Raw genomic sequence first — 20,661 nt, 5'->3', positions numbered from 1 at the left:
GTTTTTTTATATAGAATCCTCGTTCGTTGTATGATCAGGTCAGTAATAAAGTCTGATGAAGCTATAAGAGGAGGAAATATGGAATGAAGAAAATAATAGCTGTGTTCGTTTCTGCTATGCTTTTTGTGCTGCCAATGACGAATACTTTTGCTCAAGGCACTCCTGAACCCATCAAGGAAAAGGCTCGCAGTCTGGCCTCAGAGCTGGTATCCAAATATGGTGCTAGCGGTGTGCAGTATGCCATTATGGACCATGGAAACATCGTATTATCGGATAGCGTGGGTGTAAAGAATAAAGCAACCAACGAGCCGATCACCAAAGATACGATGTTTGGTATAGGCTCTACAAGCAAAATGTATGTAGCTGCTGCAACGATGATGCTGGTGGATGCCCATAAGGTAGATATTGAGCAGCCGCTCACAACATACATTAAGGACTTTACAATGGCCGACGAAAGGTACAAAAAAATTACACCGCGTATGCTGTTAAATCATTCGTCAGGCCTTTACGGCGCCCACTTAAAAAATAGTATGTTATTTAATGACAATGATACAAAAAATCATGATGAGCTCTTGCTAAGGTTGCAATCAGAAACTTTAAAATCAAACCCTGGCGAATATTCCGTATATACCAATGATGGATTTCAATTGCTCGAAATATTGGTTGAGCGGGTGAGCGGTCTAAGTTACACCGATTTCCTGGCAAAGCATATTAGTGCACCTTTGGGTTTGAAATCTACCAAAACACCTCTCGATCAATTTGATAGACAACAGCTGTCCAAAACTTATTTTCCTGCGATTGAGGGGGCCTTACCGGTTGAAAATGCCAATGTCATCGGGACAGGGGGCTTATACTCCACCGCGGAAGAGGTGGTTATGTTTTCAGAAGTATTAACGGGGAACAAACCCGATATTTTATCTAAGCAATCAGCCAAGTCCATGCAAAGTCATGAATATCGAAATGGAGTATGGGTACCTGAAGAGACAAACAGCTTTAATTATGGACTTGGTTGGGATGCGGTTCAGTTGGCACCGTTTAGTGATTACGGAATAACTGCGTTATCTAAGGGTGGGGATACTGTTTTGTATCACTCTACTTTGATCACCATACCAGAGCATCATATTTCTATGGCTGTGCTTTCATCTGGAGGTTCTTCCATCCTGGATAGTATTTTTGCTTCTAATGTTTTATTGGAGCTTCTAAAAGACAAGGGCATCATTAAAGGCATTCTACCAGGTAAAACCTTTGAACCTCCTGTAAAAGTGGAAATGCCATCTGATTTACTTACTTATTCTGGATTATATGGAACTGTGGGTACAACCATCAATGTAGAAATTAAAAACGGAGAGCTTGAATTACCAGCTTTTCTGGATGGAATAGTCCCGGCGCAAAAATATGTGTATACAGGCAATGGAGAATTCAAAAGCAGTGATGGCAGTGTAGCCATAGGCTTTGACAAACAAAAAAATGGGAAAACGTATATTAAGGCTAACTTCTACGTAAACTTTCCGGGATTAGGTCAAATGGTTATGGTGACTTATGAATATCAAAAGCTGGATGCCAATCCTCTAAATACTACTGTTAAAAAGGCATGGGAACATAGAAACGGGAAAAATTATTATGCCCTGGATGAAAAGATATCTTCTATTTTTTATTTGGCCCCATCATTTATAACGAAAAAAATATCCGTTGATCATGATGGATACGCAAGTGGTACTAAAATTGTGGATGAGAATAAAGCCGTTAATGCTGTTGAGATTCCTGTTATGAGTGGAAGAGATGCATTTGATTTGAATTTTACTACCAAGGATGGTTCAGAGTATTTAACCATAGATGGACAGTCCTACATCAGTGAGGATGCTATTAAACCTGTCCTGGGCGGGAAATCAGTGTACACCATACCATCGAATGGTCAAGCCACATGGTTTAAAATAGATAAAAACGTAGCCCATAAAACGATGACCGTTGATGTTCCAACAAGGGGAGGGTACGCTGTCTATGATGAAAACGGAACGGTTGTAGATTTTTCAACTGCCAGCCATAACAATTCGGTTGTGCTGCCCAAAGGTGGCTTGATCGTTTTGGGTGGCAATGCAGGGGATAGATTTAAAATCAATTTGAATTAAGCGTGTAGCCGCTCCTGAAAAATTTAGGAGCGGCTATTATGATAGGATGAGTTCTTTATTTTGGATTGTGTGTTTTTTGTCCCTTTTGCAGTAACACTTACCCCCACGAGGAAGTTACTATATTATGTGATATACTTCATTCCAGGATTTCTGAGGGGTGTTTTTTTTGTCTACTAATGTCCTGCGACAACGACTTTTACGAAATCATATGTGAGAATCTTTTCACTACGGTAAATTCACATATTAGTCTATATAAAATGAGAAAAATATCGGGGTGTATACACTTTAATAGATACATTTATCCATAACTCTCTAGATGATATTTCAACCAAGTTTATTCACCACCTCATACATACTACATAGTGTATACAATATTCTCGAGGAGAGACAGGAACATATATTATTGAAATATGATGAACAATAATGGTTAAAATGATGTCATTGCATATACAGCGCGGAATGATGAAGACATGTTTTTTCACGTTTAACAATGTTAAAATAATAGAATAATTGGAGACTTGGCATGAAGAGAAGGCAGGTTGAATCAATGAAACCAAAACTGAACGATGTTGCACAATTAGCTGGAGTTTCACCGACTACGGTTTCTCGCGTACTTAATAATCGTGGCTATATCAGTCAAGAAACGAAGGATCAAGTTCATAAAGCGATGCAGGAGCTAAATTATTTTCCTAATGATGTAGCTCGGTCATTATTTACTAAACGGACAAATCTGATTGGATTAATCATTCCAACTACGAGCAACCCATTTTTCGGAGAGCTGACTTTCCATATAGAGAATATTTGTGCGTCATTAGGCTATAAGCTGTTGCTATGTAACAGCTTAAATCAGCTGGATAAAGAAGAGTCTTATGTAGATATGCTTATGCGAAATCAAGTTGACGGTATTATCGTCGGTACACACAACCGAGGTATCGTAAATTATGAACAGAAGAATATTGCAGTTATTGCGATCGACCGTTTCCTATCCGATTCAATCCCAGTTGTAGGATCGGATAATTATATGGGTGGAAAACTGGCATCAGAGCTGCTTATTGAAAAGGGGTGCAAGCATATCTTACACATAAATGGCCCTGTTGAATTGGAAACACCAGCAAGTTTAAGAAGAAAAGCATATGAAGATGTGATGGAGCAGTATAGTCGAGAGGCAATTACCTATGAAGTACATGATCCCTTTCACCAACAGAATCACGATGAACCGATTAAACGCTTGCTCGATGAACATCCTGAAGTAGATGGATTGTTCGCGAGTAATGACATGGTGGCAGCGTCTTTTATTGCTGAAGCAAGAAGAAGAGGAAAACGGGTTCCTGAAGATATCCGCGTAGTTGGATATGACGGAACAGAAACAACCCGCAATCTTCTCCCTGAATTGACAACCATTCAGCAACCAATACAGGAGATCGCGAGATCTTCCATAGAGTTACTTATTAAAGAAATTGAAGGTGGCTTCAGTGATGTCCCGCGAGAAACCTATCTACCCGTGAAACTCATTGAAGCTAGTACAGCTTAATACAATTCCCATAGTTTTCAGCATTGTGATATAAGATGGAGCTATCCTTATTAGAGTAATTGAAATCAAAGAGGAGAGCTCTTTTTCTTTCGAAAATATGTCAAGCGGTTGACATATGAAAGCGGTTGACATATAATCAGTCTGTAAATACGAAAGTGCTTTCATTTACATTAAATGTTCAACTAAGAGGAGCGTTCGATATGAGAAAGTCAAAGAGCATGTACTGGAAACTAAGTGCCTATTTCTTCTTTTTCTTCTTTACTTGGTCAGCAAGTTATTCATTGTTCTCCATCTGGCTAGGACAAGAAATCAGTCTAAATGGTGCTGAAACAGGTGTTATCTTTACTGTAAACGCTATCTTTGCGCTATGTATGCAACCGCTTTATGGCTATATATCTGATAAAATCGGATTGAAGAAGCATATTTTATTTCTAATCAGTTCTTTGCTCTTATTTGTTGGTCCTTTCTATATCTTTATCTATGGGCCGTTACTTCAATACAATGTATTTCTCGGCGCCATTGTAGGTGGCTTTTACTTGGGTATTGCTTTTTTGGCAGGGATCGGAGCTATTGAATCTTATGTCGAGAAAATCAGCCGAAAATATGAATTTGAATACGGGAAATCTCGTATGTGGGGCTCGCTAGGTTGGGCAGCAGCAACATTTTTCGCTGGTCAGCTCTTCAATATCAACCCTAACATTAACTTCTGGATTGCATCAGTATCTGCTGTCATTCTGTTTATCATTATGATGACAATTAAAGTTGAAATGACAGATTCCGAAATGGAGCGAGCAGAATCTGTTAACTTTAAGCAAATCGGCTATTTGTTTGCAAATAAGCATTTGTGGTTCTTCATTTTATATGTTCTTGGCGTTACCTGTATTTACAATGTGTATGACCAACAGTTCCCAAATTACTTTTCATCGACGTTCTCAACGGTTGCATTAGGCAATCAAGTTTATGGTTACTTAAATTCCCTACAAGTGTTCTTGGAAGCAGGCATGATGTTCTTAGCGCCTTTCATTGTCAACAAAATTGGAGCAAAAAAGGGTCTGATATTGGCAGGATTCTTGATGGCATTCCGGATCATGGGTTCAGGCTTAGTTATTGGACCTTATGGTATCTCAGCTATGAAATTGATTCACGCATTGGAACTGCCAATCATGCTGATTGCCGTATTTAAGTACTTGGCTGCTAATTTCGATACGCGTCTGTCTTCGATCTTGTATCTGGTGGGATTCCAGTTTATGAGTCAGGTAGGAGCTTCGATCTTCTCGCCAATCGCCGGTATGTCTTATGACATTAGAGGTTTTGCAAATACGTACGTGATTATGGGTGTATTCGTATTTGTCTTTACAACAATCTCAATCTTTACCTTAAAGAAAGAACCGAAAAATCTGGATCCCAAGCCTAACAAGCATATTGAAACAGCATAGGAGGAAGACAAATGAACACATATAATAACAATACAAAGCAAGCTGAGGAAGCATTGAAACAGGCAGAAGCAAAAATGAACAAGCGGTACCGGTTAGGTTATCATATTATGGCACCAGCAAACTGGATTAACGACCCCAATGGATTAATCCAATTTAAAGGTGAATATCACGCCTTCTATCAGCATCATCCTTATGATGAGAACTGGGGTCCAATGCATTGGGGTCACGTGAAGAGTAAAGACCTTGTACACTGGGAGCATTGTCCGATTGCATTAGCGCCTGGAGATGCATGTGACCTTGATGGCTGCTTCTCAGGAAGCGCAGTAGATAATAACGGCGAATTGACATTAATCTATACTGGCCATCACTATATTGATCAACCAAACAATATCTTTTTCCAAAATCAAAATGTGGCAGTAAGTACAGATGGCATTCATTTTACAAAACTAGGGCAGAATCCCGTAATCGCTGAACCTCCAACAGATAGCTCACAGCATTTCCGTGATCCGAAGGTATGGAAGCATGAGGATACATGGTACATGATCCTAGGTAACAGCACGAAAGAAGATCTGCCGCGTGTTATTCTATATACATCTCCTGATCTTAGAACTTGGACCTATCATGGTGTGCTTCTGCAGGGAGATAAGAATATGGGCTTCATGTGGGAGTGCCCTGATTTCTTTGAACTGAACGGTAAGCATATATTTATGTTCTCCCCGCAAGGCATTGATGCGCAAGGAGATAAGTACAATAATTTGTTCCAGACGGGATATTATGTTGGCGAATATAATTATGATAGTAATGAATATAAACATGGAGAGTTCATCGAGTTGGATAATGGTCATGACTTCTATGCGGTTCAAACTTTTCTAGATGATCAAGGTCGCCGCATTGCGATTGGTTGGATGGATATGTGGGAATCGGATATGCCGACGAAAGCAGACGGCTGGTCCGGAGCATTGACGATCCCACGTGTAATTACGCTGGGTGCCAATAATAAATTGCTGATGAACCCAGTAGAGGAAATGAAGTTGCTTCGTCAAAGCGAACATGTTTTGCACCAATATTGCGCTATTTCTGGAAGTTACTTGACGGAAGTTGAAGCGGATCTGCTTGAAGTGAAGGTCGTGTTCGACCTGACGAAGTCAAGTGCAGATCTGGTAGGCTTGAAGCTTCGCGGTACAGGTGAGGAGGAAACGGTTATCACTTATTCTATCCCGGGTCAGAAACTTATGCTTGATTGTTCTAAATCAGGCAAAAAGACGGATGGAGTACGTCAAACAGCCTTAAGTGCAGAGGGGCAACTGACGTTACATGTATATCTGGATCGCTCATCCATTGAAATATTTGCTAATGAAGGGCAAGCTACGATGACAAGTCGCATCTATTCGAGTGAAAAACTGCTAGGCATAGAACTCGTAACGGAGGGCGGAGAGGCTCTAGTAAATGAGTTGACATACTGGAAATTGAAAGATATTTGGCAAGCTTAATAACTCGAAGAAAAGGTTGCTTTCTGAGTCCTTGTATTGACTTAGAAAGCAACCTTTTCTTATTGATAGTTAATCTGACTGCTATCGAAAAGAAAATTGAATACGAGCGAGTCTGGCAATAGCGACTTTCCCCGGAAATGCCCATCTACATGATAGCCAATTTTAAACCGAGCCTGGTTTCTGCGTATCTCCAATCATGCCCTTTTGCGAAAAAGTCTGCAAGAGAACGTTTCCATTATTCGGCGTTGGATTCGCTGAAAAGACCACCCCTGCCGGTTTAGCATTTCCCGCAACCCGTAGGAGCATCAAAGGTTAGGATACTCCAAGTTTTGTACTGCTGTCCCGAATTTCTAACTGATGAGATATGGACCAGTGGACAGCCGCCAATTCTTCTCCTCTAATAAGCTTAATGAGATTGCGGGCGGCGACCATGCCAAGTTCGGATGCTGAATATCGGACAGTTGACAATTTAGGCCGGATTATTGTAGCCATGTCAATGTCGTCAAATCCGAAGAAAGAGACCTGTTCAGGTATTTTCACCCCATTTTCAGCCAGAAAGTTCATAGCGCCTATGGCAACTCGGTCCGTTGCGCAGAACACCGCACTAGGCAGTGGGCCTGAATGATAAAGTTTTCTCATAGAGGTTATGCCATCTTCAACTGAAAAGCCGCTTTCCAACACACGTTCGGGGCGTACTGGCAGGTGAGCGGCCTTCAATGCCTGTTCATAGCCCAAAAAACGCTGATTGCTCACTGAAATATCCCCCGCTGGTCCCTGCAGCATCGCGATATCCTGATGACCCTGCTGTATTAGATAAGTTACCGCTTCAAAAGCAGCCGTTATGTTGTCAACATGCACGGAAGGAATGGTTTGGTCTCGGAAATCCCGTCCGACAAGGATGCAGGGAATTCCCGCCGCTTCAATGAGCGCGAATAGCGCATCCCGGATTCCGCTTACCGATATAATAATTCCGCTCGCCTGCATTTCACGGAACATATTGTAATAGTGTAATTCAGAGTCCGCGTCTCCCCCTGACAAGGCGATTATGACATCAAAGCCGTATAGATGCGCTACTTGATTGATGCCTTCAACCATGTCATCAAAAACGTTGTTTTTAATCGCGGGCAGAAGTACCCCAATCAAAGATGTATTATTCTTTACCAATGTCCGTGCTATGGCATTTGGACGGAATTGAGTGGCTTCAAGAACATCCAGAACTCGTTTGCGTATTTCACTGTTGACCGTCTGGCTATTATTGATCACTCTGGAAACTGTAGAAATGGAGACGTTGGCCATTCGAGCCACATCTTTTATAGTCATTTTCATTGTACACACCGACTTTCAAGCAAGTATTTATTTAGAAAATAGGTTCTCAAAGTGGATTGAATTTATTATATCAGTTTATTGAATTGTTTATTGAGTTTAACAAAGATTCTAGAGCAAAGAAAGCGCTTGACCTTGGTTTATAAGGAGAGTATAATCAACTCCGGAAAACGTTTTCTAGTATTTTTTGGACGAACATAGTTGTTTTTACCAATAATCGGCTGGATTCAGGGTATTTCAGCTTGTTTTTTTGATAATTAAGAAAACGTTTTCTTTATAACCTTGAATTGTAGAGAATAACAAGGGAAAAGGAGCATGAGCATGAGAAGTTCAAGCGATATTGTTGTAAGGGGAAATGAGGCTTCAGTGCAAACCGGTTCAATTATTACGCTGAAAGAAAAAATTGGTTATGGATTCGGTGATTTTGCCAGCCAGTTGCTGTTTGCCGCCGCAATGACTTTTCTGTCCTACTTTTACACAGATGTAATCGGGATCAGCGCTGGGGTCATTGGTACTTTAATGCTAGTTGCACGCGTACTGGATGCGTTTATTGATGTCGCGATTGGGGCTTTGATCGATAAAACAAAGAGCAGACACGGGAAGGCACGTCCTTGGTTACTGTGGATGTCCGGGCCATTTGCATTGTCTGGAATTCTCTTGTTCACGGTTCCAAGTGGAAATATGACGATCACTATTCTATACATTTACGTTACCTATCTGCTGATGAACTTTATTTATTCCAGTATTAATGTCCCTTATGGTGTGCTTAATTCCATGATAACGCAGGATTCTTACCAGCGTTCTCTGCTTAATATTTTTCGTATGAGTCTGGCGAATATTGGTGCCTTGCTAATTAATTATTTCACCCTCCCGTTAGTGAAGTCATTCGGCGGCGGTCAAAAAGGGTGGATTTTCACCTTTATTATATTTGGCTTGCTCGGAACCTTCTTATTTCTTGTTACCTTCTTCAGTACCAAAGAAAGGGTTACTCCATCTGTTGTACAAAAGCCAATTCCGTTTGGACGCGCTTTTGGAGCGCTGATGCGTAATAAGTATTGGAAATTGATCCTTGGGTTTGCTGTGGTCTATTTTATAAATAACGCACTGGGCACAGGTATGAATATTTACTACGCACGTTATGTGTTAAAAGACGCCAATCTGATTGGAGTGCTCGGCATATCCTTACTGCTTCCTTCCCTGCTTGGTTATATGCTATTGCCCCCCATCGTCAAGCGGATCGGTAAACGAAATTCCTCCATTATCGGAAGTATCCTCCTTATTGTCGGGTCGCTTGTCATTGCCGTCAGTCCCACAAGTCTGATGGCGGTCTGTCTGGGACTCGTTATTAAAGCGCTTGGACATGCCGCTATTCTCGGAACCTTCTTTGCCATGTTGGCAGATACCATTGAGTATGGCGAATGGAAGACAGGGATGCGCACCGAAGGACTGGTGTACAGTGCGGGTAGTTTCGGCACAAAAGCGGGAGGCGGTTTGGGAGCGGCACTTATCGGTTGGGGGCTGGCATTGGGAGGATATGCTGGTGGACAAGCTACAATCAGTGCTACTGCGCTAGCGTCTATTCATTTCATGTTTATCTACGTTCCAATTATCTTGGCTCTCCTGCAAATTTTATTGCTGGCATTTTACAATCTAGATAAATTATTTCCGGGTATTGTCAAAGAGCTTGAATTCTTAAAAAACGCTGAATAGCTACTGGGTAAATAAGGTAGCCCATGAATGAACTCACCCTATTGTTGAAGTGACTAGCAGTAGGGCAGTTCAAGAGGGGCTACTTTTTTCATTGAAGTAATGGGCAGTATTATTCAGTGGGAGACAAATTAAAACGGCTATTCCCCGATCGGGCAAGAAAATAAGAATATTCGTAAGATGATTAATATTTATAAAAGATCTTTGAATAGAAATTCAGTCGAAACTATCAAATGTGTGCTGTGGCATAACCCTTGGATCATAATAAAGAGTTATCCCTGTATGTAATGGAGAATATGAGTTAGTATATCCTATAACCATTCGGCAGAGGAAGCATCTAATATAAAGTTTAGAAAACGACAGATTATTCAGAGGTTAAAAACAAAGCCTTTAAAGGGTCAATAAACAAACTACCCTACATCATATTCCGAATAAAACGCTTTAAACCTATCTACAAATAACCATTAGAGCAGCGATGTTTCCCATGAGTGAAGTATCGCTGCTTTGCTTTGTTGATTGATGGCATATGCGGATAATCAGTAGGCTGGAATCGTTAATGCGAATGAGTAAATTTCGTAATCTCCAGCATCTGGTCGGTCATATGCGATGCAGAAAATTGAGAGTTAGACTGTACCGTTCTTTCCTAAAGGCACAGACTTTGCCCAAGTATCCGATGTGGCTTTGGAGCGTTCGCTTGATTTAATCAACCATTGCCCGAAAATGTAAGGGGTGGAAAACCGCTCACGAATCTTTCACAAATCCCTTAATGGTTTTTTTTAATATCCTGCAAGTTTGCATTAGATAGAATTTCAGCATTCACTCCGAAGAATGCGTTTCCTGCTTCGGTATCGCCATTAAGATAGTACATAAACCATGCGGTTACATATCCGTCTGCATAGTAAAGCATTTGCCCATGATCGGCATCATTTCTTCTTGCCATCACTTTTGTGACATTATTGGGGATGTCGTTATAAAGTTTTTGCAGGCTTTCCAGAGGTGCAATCTGCTCATCTGTGTTGCCAGTGGAACCAATAATCATAGTTGGTGCTTTGATGAGCGTAGGATCAGACGTCCATTGCAGAGCTTCGCTCATCACGGTCTTCGCGGAACTCAACATTACAGCAGCTTTATAGATGTCAGAATGCTTCTGATCTGTAATAGCGTTTATTACACCGATGCCGCCCTGTGAATGTCCGGTAATACCAATATGGTCGAGGTCTATCTTCTTATAAAAAACATTATCCCCACCATTGATTTTATCTTTGTATTCATTCAAAAGCTCAAGATACCGAACAGACATTTCAGCGGAAAACCCATTCCATGCATACTCTTCTTCTGTGGCAATTGTGATAAATCCCCAAGAGGCAAGATGTTTTTGCAGTGCTTGATATTTAGAGCCTGTGATCCCTGTTCCGTTGACAAATACAACAACGGGGAGCGATCTATTCATTTCGGATATATCCGCCGGAAAAAAAATCTCATATTTCTTAAATGACATCATAGCGGCACTTTCAAAATAACTTACCTCGTGCTCACCCATAGCTATATACTTTGCTTCCAACTCGCCGCCTGTTTTGACTGTTTCCGTATAATTATTCGGAACGGCAGGATTATTTGCTAAGTAAATCAACAAAGCGGCAATCAATACTGCAATGATAAAAATAATACAACCAGTAATTTTCAACATCTTTTTCATGCACGTAAATCTCCTTAACTCTCAATAAATTATAAATTTAGCGTAGGTCTTGTGGATTGTCTGCCTTGTTTCCTTGAAGTAGTATACCTGATCTGAATAAACTGAAAATAAACTGATGTAAGCATAGACCGATTACCGATTAGTTTAGTTATATATCTAAATAAAAAGCATATGTAGTTAACTTGAATAGGTAGCATAATGAAGTACGATTTCTCATTTCATATGACAAAAAGACTCAAGAAGAGATAAACACGGGCGGAAAAGCCTGCTCAGACATATGTTGAAGCCGTATAACCTGAAAGAGATATTGTCTTGTTAAGCGTAATATATGAATAGTAACCTTAAGCGTAATGAATTAGGAAATATTAAACTTCAAATTTAATTAATAAACCTGCTTTTTTGACGGTTATTCTTAAGTTTTTCGTTTTCACTTTGGATAGTAGAGAAGGTAGTTTTTAAAAATAGTACCTTCTCTAAATCTGTCACATTTTGTTGCCTCAAACAGCTATCTGTCTATTCACTCCCCATATATCGTTCCAGGTACTCATTCAACTTTTCTATATATTTTAAATATAGCTTATTGTCATTTTGCAGACCGTGCCCCGAATGAGGAAACTCGAAATAATCATGGGGAACATTGTTTTCTTCCAATGCGTTGATCAGATATTTTACTGTTCCGAACGGAGCGACCTTATCGTATTTTCCATAGGCAGCTAGCGTTGGTACAGAATTTTTATCAATCCACATAAACGGTGAAATATCTTTGACTGCTGTATCATAGCTTGCTTTTCCTATCATATCTGTTGTAATCGTGTTACCAGACATAACGCTGAATAAATTTGCTGCTGCCTCTGGATTCTGATCCAAACCGTAGGTAGCCCAGTCCTCTGGATAAAAGCTCGGTGGTCCTACCATCTCAAATACCATTTTTACAGGAATAGGAGAGGTGTCCGCATCACGGTAAGCATACAATAGCGCCAAAGTTCCACCTGCCGAGCCACCGGATATCGCCATTCTATCGAGATTGTAGCCTAACTTTTCCGCTTCCGCTTTTACAACTGGAATACTTTTTTTGATTTCCTGTGACATAGTATATACACTGGCTTCGGGATTATTTTCATTACGCAGCGTATAATTAATACCAGCGGCGACATAACCTTTTGAAGTAAGCCATTTCAGCATATTGGCGTCATCACTTTTGTCACCAGTTGAAAAACCTCCTGCATGGAGATATACGACAAGACCATAGCTTTTCTTTGTATTATCTGCTGGAACATAGAGATCAAATTTATTTTGCTCCTTATCGTCATAGGCGATATCTGAATATGCATGCCCAACGGTGTCATTCCAATGAACTTGCATCTCTCCAGACAGTGGATTGTATGTCATTTTGATGATTGCTGAAGCCGCGAACACAAGAATAAAAACACCAACATAAATAGATCCCCGCAACATTTTTTTTCTGCCTTTTCTCTCATTTTTCATAAGAAGTTACCTCCAAACAGTGTACCGCGAGCAAAAAACTCATAAATGCCCGCACTGCAAGACGGCCCAAAACGGCAGCTACGATGATAACTAAAATCAGAATAACCATGCGTTTTTGTGAAAGTGTCATCTCTTAATCTCCTTATCAATTTCTTCGTGATGTTACCCCTTGAGTTGTTTTATCCTAATGTTCAGACTTTTTTCCGTGCCGGAATTTGGGCCTTTTTACAACATACCGAACTATACGCTAGGGAGCTGATATCGATTGGTCACTTAATTGGCTCAACTACAATTTTAACAAGAGTGATCAGAGGTCTTTTGTTATCATATTTTCTCCTTTATCTAGAATACATCCGTTGTATGAACTCCATAAAATAGACGTATCATTTTTTGTGTAACAAATGTATCATTGGTTAAAATCAGAATCAATGAATCGATAGAAAATGATACAGAAAGGAAAAAATGTAACGTGGAAGATAAAAGATTGAAAAACACACATGTGAAGCTTCAAATTACAAAATCACTTCTTGATTTGTTGAAAATGAAAGAACTTAAGGCGATTTCAATCAGTGATCTTACCTCAACAGCACAAGTAAGTCGCGTTTCGTTTTACAGGAATTATGATGAAAAAGAAGATGTGCTGAAAGAATATCTTTATAAATTAATAGACAGTTGGTATAAGGAATATCAAGATAGTGGTGGTACATCGGAAGATGAACTTTTGGGGAGTTTGTTTGGACACTTTAGTAAAAATAGAGATTTTTATCTGCTTCTTAGCCAAAGGAAATTGTTCTATCTGCTGAAGGAAATACTCAAAGAACTATTCGGACCAAAACCAGAATATCCAAACTTCGGTGCTTATGTAGCAGCTTATTTTTCATATGGATTGTTCGGATGGATTGAAGAATGGTTTGCTAGAGGTATGCAGGAAACTTCAGAAGAGATGACTTTACTTCTGAAAAATCGTGATTTAAATAAAAATTAATCTCCTGAGGTTGTTGGGATTTGGACATTTTCCAGAAGTGAATAATCCCATTTTCTCAATTTAGATGCTTAGAAAATGGGATTATTTCTAGGGTGAAGGAAGAATCACTTCAAAAGTTGTACCTGTGTCATCTGAGCTTACAACCCGGATCGTCCCACCATGCAGCATAACAATCTTTTGCGCAATACTTAAACCCAATCCATTGCCAGGGGAGGCGTGAGAAGGATCTCCTTGATAGAATTTATCAAATATGTGTTTTTGCTGATAGGCATCAATCCCTGGACCGTTGTTGTGAATAGATATACTAACATGTTGAATCTTCGAATTCATATCGATTGTGATCTCGGAATTCGAAGGCGAATACTTAATGGCATTGTCCAGAAGATTGATCCAAACTTGACTAAGCATATCTTCATTTGCAGTAACCATCAGTTCAGACGAATCAAACTGAAAGCTTATATTTTTCGCCGACCATTTCGGCTCCAACAATACAATAACCGTTCGGATGTGTTCGGTTAAGTTAAAAGTCGTTTTCTCAGTGATGATGGCTTGGCTTTCGATCTTGGATAACTGAAGCACATTTGTAGCAAGTTCTGCCAAACGTTCCGATTCATTGATGATGATATCCAAATACTCATTGCGTTCCTCATCTGATAAGTTTTTTCTTTTCAAAACTTTCGTGTACCCTCGTAAGGAAACGATCGGTGTTTTAAATTCCTGCGAAAAATTATTAATAAAATCGGACCGCAGCATTTCAAGACTACCGAGTTCTTCAGCCATGTGATTAAAACTTCTGTTCAACTTTCTTAACTCTTTTGGCCCCTTAAGGTGAATACGGACGGAAAAATTCCCTTTGGCCAGCTCTTCAGAAGCATGTATGACTTTTCGAATGGGAGAGAGCGGGATTCGGCTAAATATCAACGATGCAAGAATACTGACCAGAATACTCACTGTTCCAAAATATGTAACAAGCACTAAGCCACCTCCTGAATTTGGATCTTCGGCAGGAGGGGAACTGTAGAGTCCGATATACACGAAAAACACGACAATGACCAACGAAAGAAAAATGGATATGAGCAAAATAAACAACACAATGAACGTAAACATAAAAGTTAGTCCAAACCCACGTAAAGATCTCTCTCTGATAAAGTTTATTATCCTTCTACTCACTATGTTTTACCGCCTTATAGCCAATTCCTCGGATGGATATGATTTCAAATTCCGGATAATCGCCAAATCGCTTTCTTAAACGGTTGATGTGAACATTTAACGTGATATCACTTGTTTCAGAGTCCATGCCCCAAATTTCATCCATTAGCTGAATGCGGGTGAAAATTTTATCTGGGTACGACAGCAATTTGTACAATAAATAAAATTCCTTCTGCGGCAGTGTCTGCACTTCATTCTCTCTTGACACCGATAATTCATCGTATTGCAACGTGATTTTTCCTATTTGAAGCTTCCGTTCATTCTGGATCTTGGCTCGCCGAAGCAAAGCCTTAATCCGAAGTAGCATTTCGTCTTCGTCGACAGGTTTGACCATGTAATCGTCTGTTCCTGCCATAAAGCCTTTACGTTTGTCTGCCGGTAAATGTTTGGCACTAACCATCAGAATAGGAATATCATTTTTGCTCTCGCGGATCGTTTGAGTCAACTCGAATCCATCCATTTGAGGCATCATGATATCAAGAACAATTAAATCAATATGCTGCTTGTCTAATAATTCTAATGCCACGATGCCATTCTCCGTCAAAAACACCTCGTATCCTGCAGACCCAATGATAGTTTTCATTAATTTGGCCGTATTTTTATCGTCTTCTACAACGAGAATTTGAAACATTCCCCTCAATCCTTTCCGTTACTCTTTAGTAACTGAACTGGCATTCTATCACAATGTACTGCTTGAAGTGAACAACGAGCACGACGCTTTTGTTTATTTTCAGTTTATATACTCATGGTAATATATGTCCAGCGAAGTACAATTCATCAAACCCCCGGATGTTCTGAATATCTAATATTTTCATTTGATTGTAAAATTAGGTGTTTGCCGGAGGCGCTGCTGAATATTCTGCTGGGCATCTACCCCGCTGCGGCAGGCCAGAATCGCAATGGTGAGATCCGCGAGCAGAAGTACGGCCATTCCCGTAGGCACGGCCCTTGCCCAGAGCTGGAACCCGGCGGTTTGCCAGGAGTGCGGCGACATTGTGGGGGAGGAGATGAAACGGTTAGGCGTGCACCTGTGGCTGGCACCGGCGATGAACATCCATCGCAATCCACTCTGTGGCAGGAACTTTGAGTATTTCTCGGAGGATCCTCTTATCAGCGGCAAATTGGCGGTTGGTATCATCTTGGGAGCCCAGAAACATCCGGGCTGCGGTGCCACGGTCAAGCATTTTGTCTGCAACAACCAGGAAACCAACCGCTTCAATTCCAATAGCGTGGTCAGCGAACGGGCAATGACATCATGATGCCTGGCGGCAGGAAAACCATGAAGGTTTGATGAACGCTTTGAACAATGAGACGGCAGCCTATCCGCTGACCCGCGCAAATCTGGAGAAGTGTCTTCGAGAGAGGCGCAGAACCCTCTATGTTTGTTATAATGACATATTTTATATTGTTTCTTCTAAGACATTAAGGGGATGAATACTGAAGATAATGCCGTATTTGAAGGCAAAACGATTGCCAGATAATTTGCCGGTATATAATTATGCACCCGATGTTGTATAGTTTATTTCATATTAGCTTAATGTTAGTAAAGGTGTAAAACAGCAGACATTAATTAATGGTGTTTGCTGTTTTTTTTATCAGCATGTTACATTTAATGCTTTATGTATCGTTTTGTCTTGGTTTATTGATTCAACTATTATCTGATGATACATTTGTTACACGAAAAAACTATCATCATACTCAGGAGGAAATAGTGAAAATATTAAAAAGGATATTGTTAGTTGTGTTTATCATAGTTATTGTAATTATTCTGGCAGTTATAGCGTTGTTTGCATTTCAGTCATACCGCTTTGATAATTATTATAAGTTTGTAAAGACTGATAAGCCAATAGAGGCACAATATACAGCTCTTGGACCAAATGAGGTTTCTTCTGTAGAATTCGATGCAGAAAATGATACCTATAAAAAATATGAAATTTGGTATCCGTCCGAAATGAAAGATCGTTCATCTGCATATCCTCTCGTTGTATTGGCAAACGGGACGGGAACCCCGGCATCAAAATATAAATCTGTTTTTAAACATCTTGCATCATGGGGGTTTATTGTTGTTGGCAATGAGGACTTGAATTCTCGAACGGGAGCTTCATCGTCTGCAAGCCTTGACTTTATGCTAAAGCTGAATGAGGATAGGGAGAGCGATTTTTATGGGAAAATTGATGTTGATAACATTGGGATCGGCGGACATTCGCAGGGAGGCGTGGGAACAATAAATGCCGTAACCAATCAGGAGAACGGTGATTTCTACAAAGCTATGTTTACGGCAAGCGCCACTTCAAGCTTCTGGGGACAGCAAAGCCAATTGGGAACCGATTGGAGTTACGACGTATCCAAGATCAAAATCCCTTACTTCATGGTTGCTGGTACGGGAGATTTTGATGCGGGAACTGCAGAAGACATAACGGCTACAGAAGGGCAAGGAATTACTCCGCTTTGGTCACTTAATACGAATTATTCCAATATTCCCGATACGGTAACCAAAGTTATGGCTAGGCGCGTAAACACTGACCACAGCGATATGGTGAACCATGCAGACGGATATATGACAGCCTGGTTTATGTATTGGCTGAAAGGTGATGTACAAGCGGGTAACGCATTCTTTGGTGACGATGCAGAGTTACTTGAAAATGCGAACTGGCAGGATGTTATTAGAAGTCAATGAATTATTTTTATATACAATTACAACAATGTTATATACCTGATAAAGGACTGGATTCCAGTCCTTTTTTAGTTGAGTTGGAATTACTTCGTAAGATTGCTACAGAACAGAAATATTAAGTTAAAAATATCCGTTTGTGTTTTATTTGGTTATAGGCATCATCATATCAGTTTATTTTCAGTTTATTCAGATCAGGTATATTACTTCAAGGAAAATAAGACACAAGACAGTAGACATCCTCAACAAATATCAAGGAGAATTCAATGAGAAAAATGATTAAAATAATAGGCATGTGTATATTGATATTCATTCTTTTGATCGTGGGACTGAGAATTAAAAATGTGTTATTCCCTCCAAAAGTTGATAGCAGTGAACTAGATATTGATAAGATATTTGCACAACAGGCGCAATCCCAAGAAGGACTTCATCCTCTTGAAAATATTGAGCAGAGAACCATTGATATAAAATACATCAACAAGGACAATATAGTGGACACCCGACAAATGAGGCTCTATATTCCGAAGGATGCGGAGCAGCCGATCCCCGTCATCTATATTCCTCACTATGAAATGACCGAGGATGCTGTGGAATTGCGCAAGTATCTAGCTGAAGGGTGGATGGTTGCTTCACCGACGAAATTTGATAATAAATACAACGGTCAGCTGACCGATGATGATCTGGTTTTCAATAATGCCGCCTTATATACGCTTCGTCATATGGAAGAAGTCGATCATCAAAGAATCGCCCTCGTTGGGGGCAGCGCAGGTGGATACACGACACTGATGCTTAACGCTTTGCAAATGGGGATTAATGCTTCGATCGCGAATTCACCGATTGCTAATGTGTACTTTAATTTTTATCAGTATTTTCCCGAAGGAAACCAATTGAACAACAACAAGATGGGCTGGGTTATGCTTAAAGGATTGTTTAAAATGATCACTGCGGAGATAACGGCGAAAGAAATGCTGAAAACGATGATGGACTTACCGATTCCGTTTCTAGGTATGGTATCCGGCATGTTTGAGCCGATCTTAGATAATTTTCCGGATAAAGAAGACATCTCAAGATGGGAAGCATTCTCCCCGGTTGCACTGGCAAATCATTTTAGTAGTCCTCTGGTCATCAATCATGTTACGTCTGATGTTTTGGTTCCAGTCGATCAGATTTCAAGACGATTCACCTATGAAGAAAACGGAAGTTCAATGCCGGAGGGGTTTTCGACAAGACTGAATAGCAGCTATCCGGGAGTTCTCGGACATACTTTGGAAGAAGAACTGCCTTCAGACCTCACAAGAACAGTGCACATTATTATTACTGACCCGGATAAAGACAGCATACTTCCTTATGACAGTAAGAAACCGTTCAACCTGAACATTTACGACGATGGAACTGTAGAATCTTACGGGAGCCACCGAGCGACATCCGGAACAGGTGTAACCGATGATATTCCGTATCTCAGAGATATGCTCTCCCGTAGCTTGGCAGAAACAGAAATGCTGCTACCTGGAAAGCTTCTTCTGCTTTTGGATCGTTATCAGGGAGAGAGTATACAATTACCTGCTCATCAAGGAATTGATGATACTGTTTATTGCTCCCTTGTCATTTATCAGCAGGAAGTCGTAGAGGAATTAAATCAGTGGGCAGAAAACCATTCTATGAATGAATTGAATCATTTTATTCAGGGATCAATCACAGATATCGATGATACCATATTAAAGAACCAGTACACAGCCACATGGAAAGAGATAAAGGAAAAATTATCACGAATGTAAATTAGTTACTGCAGCATCTCGTTAAAAATTTAACAGGATGCTGCAAACTTGATTTATTTAGCTGGCTCTGAATGAAGGACGAGATGTGGATACACAGAAAAGGGCAGCAGAAACAATACATTAGCTATCCTGCCAATATGTGATTTTATTATTTGTAATCTGCGTTTATCGTTGTTTCTTTCCATTGTTCTATGCTGGCAAGCATGTTGTTAAATTTATAGGTTGATGCATCATAGGCTTGTTGAACAAGCAACAAATGAAGTGGAGGTTTCGTTGTTTCCACGACTTTAATAACCGCTTCAGCAGCCTTTACAGGATCTCCAGCTTCTTGACCAGCACCAAGTTGAATACCTTGCAGCATATGGCCGACAATAGATTCTTTAAGCTCAGGTATGCTTGTCTCAGTCTTGGCAGAAGAACGGCCACCCCATTCTGTACGAAAACTGCTTGGCTCCATTAAAGTCACATAAATATTAAAAGGAGCCAGTTCTTGCGCAAGACTTTCGGAAATACCTTCAACGGCGTATTTTGTTGCGTGATAATACCCGAGAGTTGGGAAGGAAGTTAGACCGCCAATGGACGAGAAGTTTATAATGTGACCACTTTTTTGTGAGCGCATGTAGGGAAGTACAGTATTCGTAATATGCATGAGTCCCCAGAAGTTAATTTCGAACATCTTACGCGTTTCTTCTTCTACGCTTTCCTCAACAGAGCTAAAATATCCGATACCTGCATTGTTCACGAGCACATCAATACGTTTAAACTTCTCAATCGTATGGTCAACCGCATTTCGGATCTGTTCCGGATTAGTGACGTCGAGTGGGAGAGCGAGCACATGATCTTCATGCCCGGCTGGAAGAAAAGGAGGCACACGAAGACTTACTCAAAGATCCATAGAAAAGTTAATTCAAAAATATGCTAATCTTTATGGTAAACCGTCTTTAAATGTGCATGCTTTGAGACTTGCAACTAGATATCATAAGGCTAACAATGATGTTCCAAAACTGAAGGATCAACTAGGTCATTTATCAGTACAGACAACGATGATATATACACATTTATCAGATGACGATCTGAAGACAGCGGTTAATAAAATGGATTTAAGATTTTTTTATGCATTAACTCTAAGTTCAATTGTAATTCAGTAGATGATTATTGAAGATAAAGTTATTGCATAAAGGATGGATGATATGATTTATGCCACAACTTTATCTTCATTTTTACTTA

The 20,661-nt window shown here is 40.1% G+C and carries 16 protein-coding genes and 1 pseudogene; 10 read left to right on the top strand and 7 right to left on the bottom strand.

Annotated features, from left to right (window positions below; all coding sequences use genetic code 11):
• Nucleotides 1-83 precede the first annotated feature (83 nt).
• The 4 genes from G9G57_RS15230 (at nt 84) to G9G57_RS15215 (ending at nt 6,583) form a co-directional block, all read left to right on the top strand.
• The gene (locus tag G9G57_RS15230) at nt 84-2,126 is read left to right on the top strand and encodes a serine hydrolase domain-containing protein (RefSeq protein ID WP_126666807.1); all 2,043 of its coding nucleotides are present in this window, start codon (nt 84-86) and stop codon (nt 2,124-2,126) included.
• A 547-nt stretch (nt 2,127-2,673) separates the two neighbouring features.
• On the top strand, nt 2,674-3,657 hold the full coding sequence (locus tag G9G57_RS15225) for a LacI family DNA-binding transcriptional regulator (protein WP_029515032.1): 984 nt from the start codon (nt 2,674-2,676) through the stop codon (nt 3,655-3,657).
• Nucleotides 3,658-3,857: 200 nt separating this feature from the next.
• A complete protein-coding gene (locus G9G57_RS15220; protein ID WP_044785903.1) occupies nt 3,858-5,093 on the top strand; it encodes an MFS transporter in 1,236 nt (411 codons plus the stop codon).
• A gap of 11 nt (nt 5,094-5,104) precedes the next feature.
• Nucleotides 5,105-6,583, top strand: coding sequence for a glycoside hydrolase family 32 protein (locus G9G57_RS15215; RefSeq protein WP_019687286.1), 1,479 nt, complete (start codon nt 5,105-5,107; stop codon nt 6,581-6,583).
• Between the two features lie 312 nt (nt 6,584-6,895).
• Here the strand turns inward: G9G57_RS15215 and G9G57_RS15210 are convergent, their stop codons facing one another.
• Nucleotides 6,896-7,909 carry a LacI family DNA-binding transcriptional regulator gene (locus G9G57_RS15210; RefSeq protein WP_080561166.1) on the bottom strand — a complete coding sequence of 338 codons (1,014 nt, stop codon included), beginning with the start codon at nt 7,907-7,909 and terminating at the stop codon, nt 6,896-6,898.
• Nucleotides 7,910-8,227: 318 nt separating this feature from the next.
• Between G9G57_RS15210 and G9G57_RS15205 the strand changes: the two genes are divergently transcribed.
• Nucleotides 8,228-9,616: an MFS transporter gene (locus G9G57_RS15205; protein WP_045245378.1), complete on the top strand. Its 1,389-nt coding sequence runs from the start codon at nt 8,228-8,230 to the stop codon at nt 9,614-9,616.
• A 760-nt stretch (nt 9,617-10,376) separates the two neighbouring features.
• Here the strand turns inward: G9G57_RS15205 and G9G57_RS15200 are convergent.
• The 3 genes from G9G57_RS15200 to G9G57_RS15190 form a co-directional block, all read right to left on the bottom strand.
• The gene (locus tag G9G57_RS15200; protein WP_238799299.1) at nt 10,377-11,309 is read right to left on the bottom strand and encodes a poly(ethylene terephthalate) hydrolase family protein; all 933 of its coding nucleotides are present in this window, start codon (nt 11,307-11,309) and stop codon (nt 10,377-10,379) included.
• Nucleotides 11,310-11,822: 513 nt separating this feature from the next.
• Entirely contained in the window at nt 11,823-12,794 is a 972-nt protein-coding gene (locus G9G57_RS15195; protein ID WP_038978014.1) for an alpha/beta hydrolase, read from the bottom strand.
• Nucleotides 12,784-12,924, bottom strand: coding sequence for a hypothetical protein (locus G9G57_RS15190; protein ID WP_017426947.1), 141 nt, complete (start codon nt 12,922-12,924; stop codon nt 12,784-12,786). The genes G9G57_RS15195 and G9G57_RS15190 overlap by 11 nt, the downstream gene beginning before the upstream one ends.
• Nucleotides 12,925-13,263: 339 nt before the next feature.
• Between G9G57_RS15190 and G9G57_RS15185 the strand changes: the two genes are divergently transcribed.
• The gene (locus tag G9G57_RS15185) at nt 13,264-13,779 is read left to right on the top strand and encodes a TetR/AcrR family transcriptional regulator (protein WP_016820902.1); all 516 of its coding nucleotides are present in this window, start codon (nt 13,264-13,266) and stop codon (nt 13,777-13,779) included.
• Between the two features lie 87 nt (nt 13,780-13,866).
• Here G9G57_RS15185 and G9G57_RS15180 read toward each other — a convergent pair whose 3' ends face one another.
• Nucleotides 13,867-14,754 (bottom strand): HAMP domain-containing sensor histidine kinase, encoded by an 888-nt coding sequence (locus G9G57_RS15180; protein ID WP_238799298.1) that lies wholly within the window; start codon nt 14,752-14,754, stop codon nt 13,867-13,869.
• A gap of 187 nt (nt 14,755-14,941) precedes the next feature.
• Nucleotides 14,942-15,619 carry a response regulator transcription factor gene (locus tag G9G57_RS15175; RefSeq protein ID WP_016820900.1) on the bottom strand — a complete coding sequence of 226 codons (678 nt, stop codon included), beginning with the start codon at nt 15,617-15,619 and terminating at the stop codon, nt 14,942-14,944.
• Nucleotides 15,620-15,887: 268 nt separating this feature from the next.
• Between G9G57_RS15175 and G9G57_RS15170 the strand changes: the two genes are divergently transcribed.
• From G9G57_RS15170 to G9G57_RS15160, 3 genes are all read left to right on the top strand, one after another.
• Nucleotides 15,888-16,247, top strand: coding sequence for a glycoside hydrolase family 3 N-terminal domain-containing protein (locus G9G57_RS15170; RefSeq protein ID WP_107733594.1), 360 nt, complete (start codon nt 15,888-15,890; stop codon nt 16,245-16,247).
• 452 nt (nt 16,248-16,699) lie between these two features.
• Nucleotides 16,700-17,665 carry a poly(ethylene terephthalate) hydrolase family protein gene (locus G9G57_RS15165; protein WP_026065422.1) on the top strand — a complete coding sequence of 322 codons (966 nt, stop codon included), beginning with the start codon at nt 16,700-16,702 and terminating at the stop codon, nt 17,663-17,665.
• Nucleotides 17,666-17,925: 260 nt separating this feature from the next.
• Nucleotides 17,926-19,434: an alpha/beta hydrolase family protein gene (locus G9G57_RS15160; protein ID WP_164965157.1), complete on the top strand. Its 1,509-nt coding sequence runs from the start codon at nt 17,926-17,928 to the stop codon at nt 19,432-19,434.
• 148 nt (nt 19,435-19,582) lie between these two features.
• Here the strand turns inward: G9G57_RS15160 and G9G57_RS15155 are convergent, their stop codons facing one another.
• Nucleotides 19,583-20,305 carry an SDR family NAD(P)-dependent oxidoreductase gene (locus tag G9G57_RS15155; protein WP_238799297.1) on the bottom strand — a complete coding sequence of 241 codons (723 nt, stop codon included), beginning with the start codon at nt 20,303-20,305 and terminating at the stop codon, nt 19,583-19,585.
• Between G9G57_RS15155 and G9G57_RS15150 the strand changes: the two are divergent.
• A pseudogene (locus G9G57_RS15150) lies at nt 20,277-20,582 on the top strand (tyrosine-type recombinase/integrase); the annotation flags it as partial. The gene G9G57_RS15155 and the pseudogene G9G57_RS15150 sit on opposite strands and share 29 nt — an antisense overlap.
• Nucleotides 20,583-20,661 lie beyond the last annotated feature (79 nt).

Origin of the sequence: Paenibacillus sp. EKM211P, assembly GCF_011066175.1 — a bacterium.
In the GTDB taxonomy this organism is placed as follows: Bacteria; Bacillota; Bacilli; order Paenibacillales; family Paenibacillaceae; genus Paenibacillus; species Paenibacillus polymyxa.
Note: the sequence above shows the minus strand (reverse complement) of the source record. Positions and strands in the feature narration are given on the sequence as shown.

Excerpts from the sequence above, each read along its gene's own strand:
- G9G57_RS15175 (WP_016820900.1), bottom strand. The coding sequence starts at position 15,619 with ATGTTTCAAATTCTCGTTGTAGAAGACGATAAAAATACGGCCAAATTA.
- G9G57_RS15215 (WP_019687286.1), top strand. The coding sequence starts at position 5,105 with ATGAACACATATAATAACAATACAAAGCAAGCTGAGGAAGCATTGAAA.
- G9G57_RS15170 (WP_107733594.1), top strand. The coding sequence starts at position 15,888 with ATGGTGAGATCCGCGAGCAGAAGTACGGCCATTCCCGTAGGCACGGCC.
- G9G57_RS15195 (WP_038978014.1), bottom strand. The coding sequence starts at position 12,794 with ATGAAAAATGAGAGAAAAGGCAGAAAAAAAATGTTGCGGGGATCTATT.
- G9G57_RS15210 (WP_080561166.1), bottom strand. The coding sequence starts at position 7,909 with ATGAAAATGACTATAAAAGATGTGGCTCGAATGGCCAACGTCTCCATT.
- G9G57_RS15220 (WP_044785903.1), top strand. The coding sequence starts at position 3,858 with ATGAGAAAGTCAAAGAGCATGTACTGGAAACTAAGTGCCTATTTCTTC.
- G9G57_RS15230 (WP_126666807.1), top strand. The coding sequence starts at position 84 with ATGAAGAAAATAATAGCTGTGTTCGTTTCTGCTATGCTTTTTGTGCTG.
- G9G57_RS15160 (WP_164965157.1), top strand. The coding sequence starts at position 17,926 with ATGAGAAAAATGATTAAAATAATAGGCATGTGTATATTGATATTCATT.
- G9G57_RS15225 (WP_029515032.1), top strand. The coding sequence starts at position 2,674 with ATGAAACCAAAACTGAACGATGTTGCACAATTAGCTGGAGTTTCACCG.
- G9G57_RS15200 (WP_238799299.1), bottom strand. The coding sequence starts at position 11,309 with ATGAAAAAGATGTTGAAAATTACTGGTTGTATTATTTTTATCATTGCA.
- G9G57_RS15205 (WP_045245378.1), top strand. The coding sequence starts at position 8,228 with ATGAGAAGTTCAAGCGATATTGTTGTAAGGGGAAATGAGGCTTCAGTG.
- G9G57_RS15190 (WP_017426947.1), bottom strand. The coding sequence starts at position 12,924 with ATGACACTTTCACAAAAACGCATGGTTATTCTGATTTTAGTTATCATC.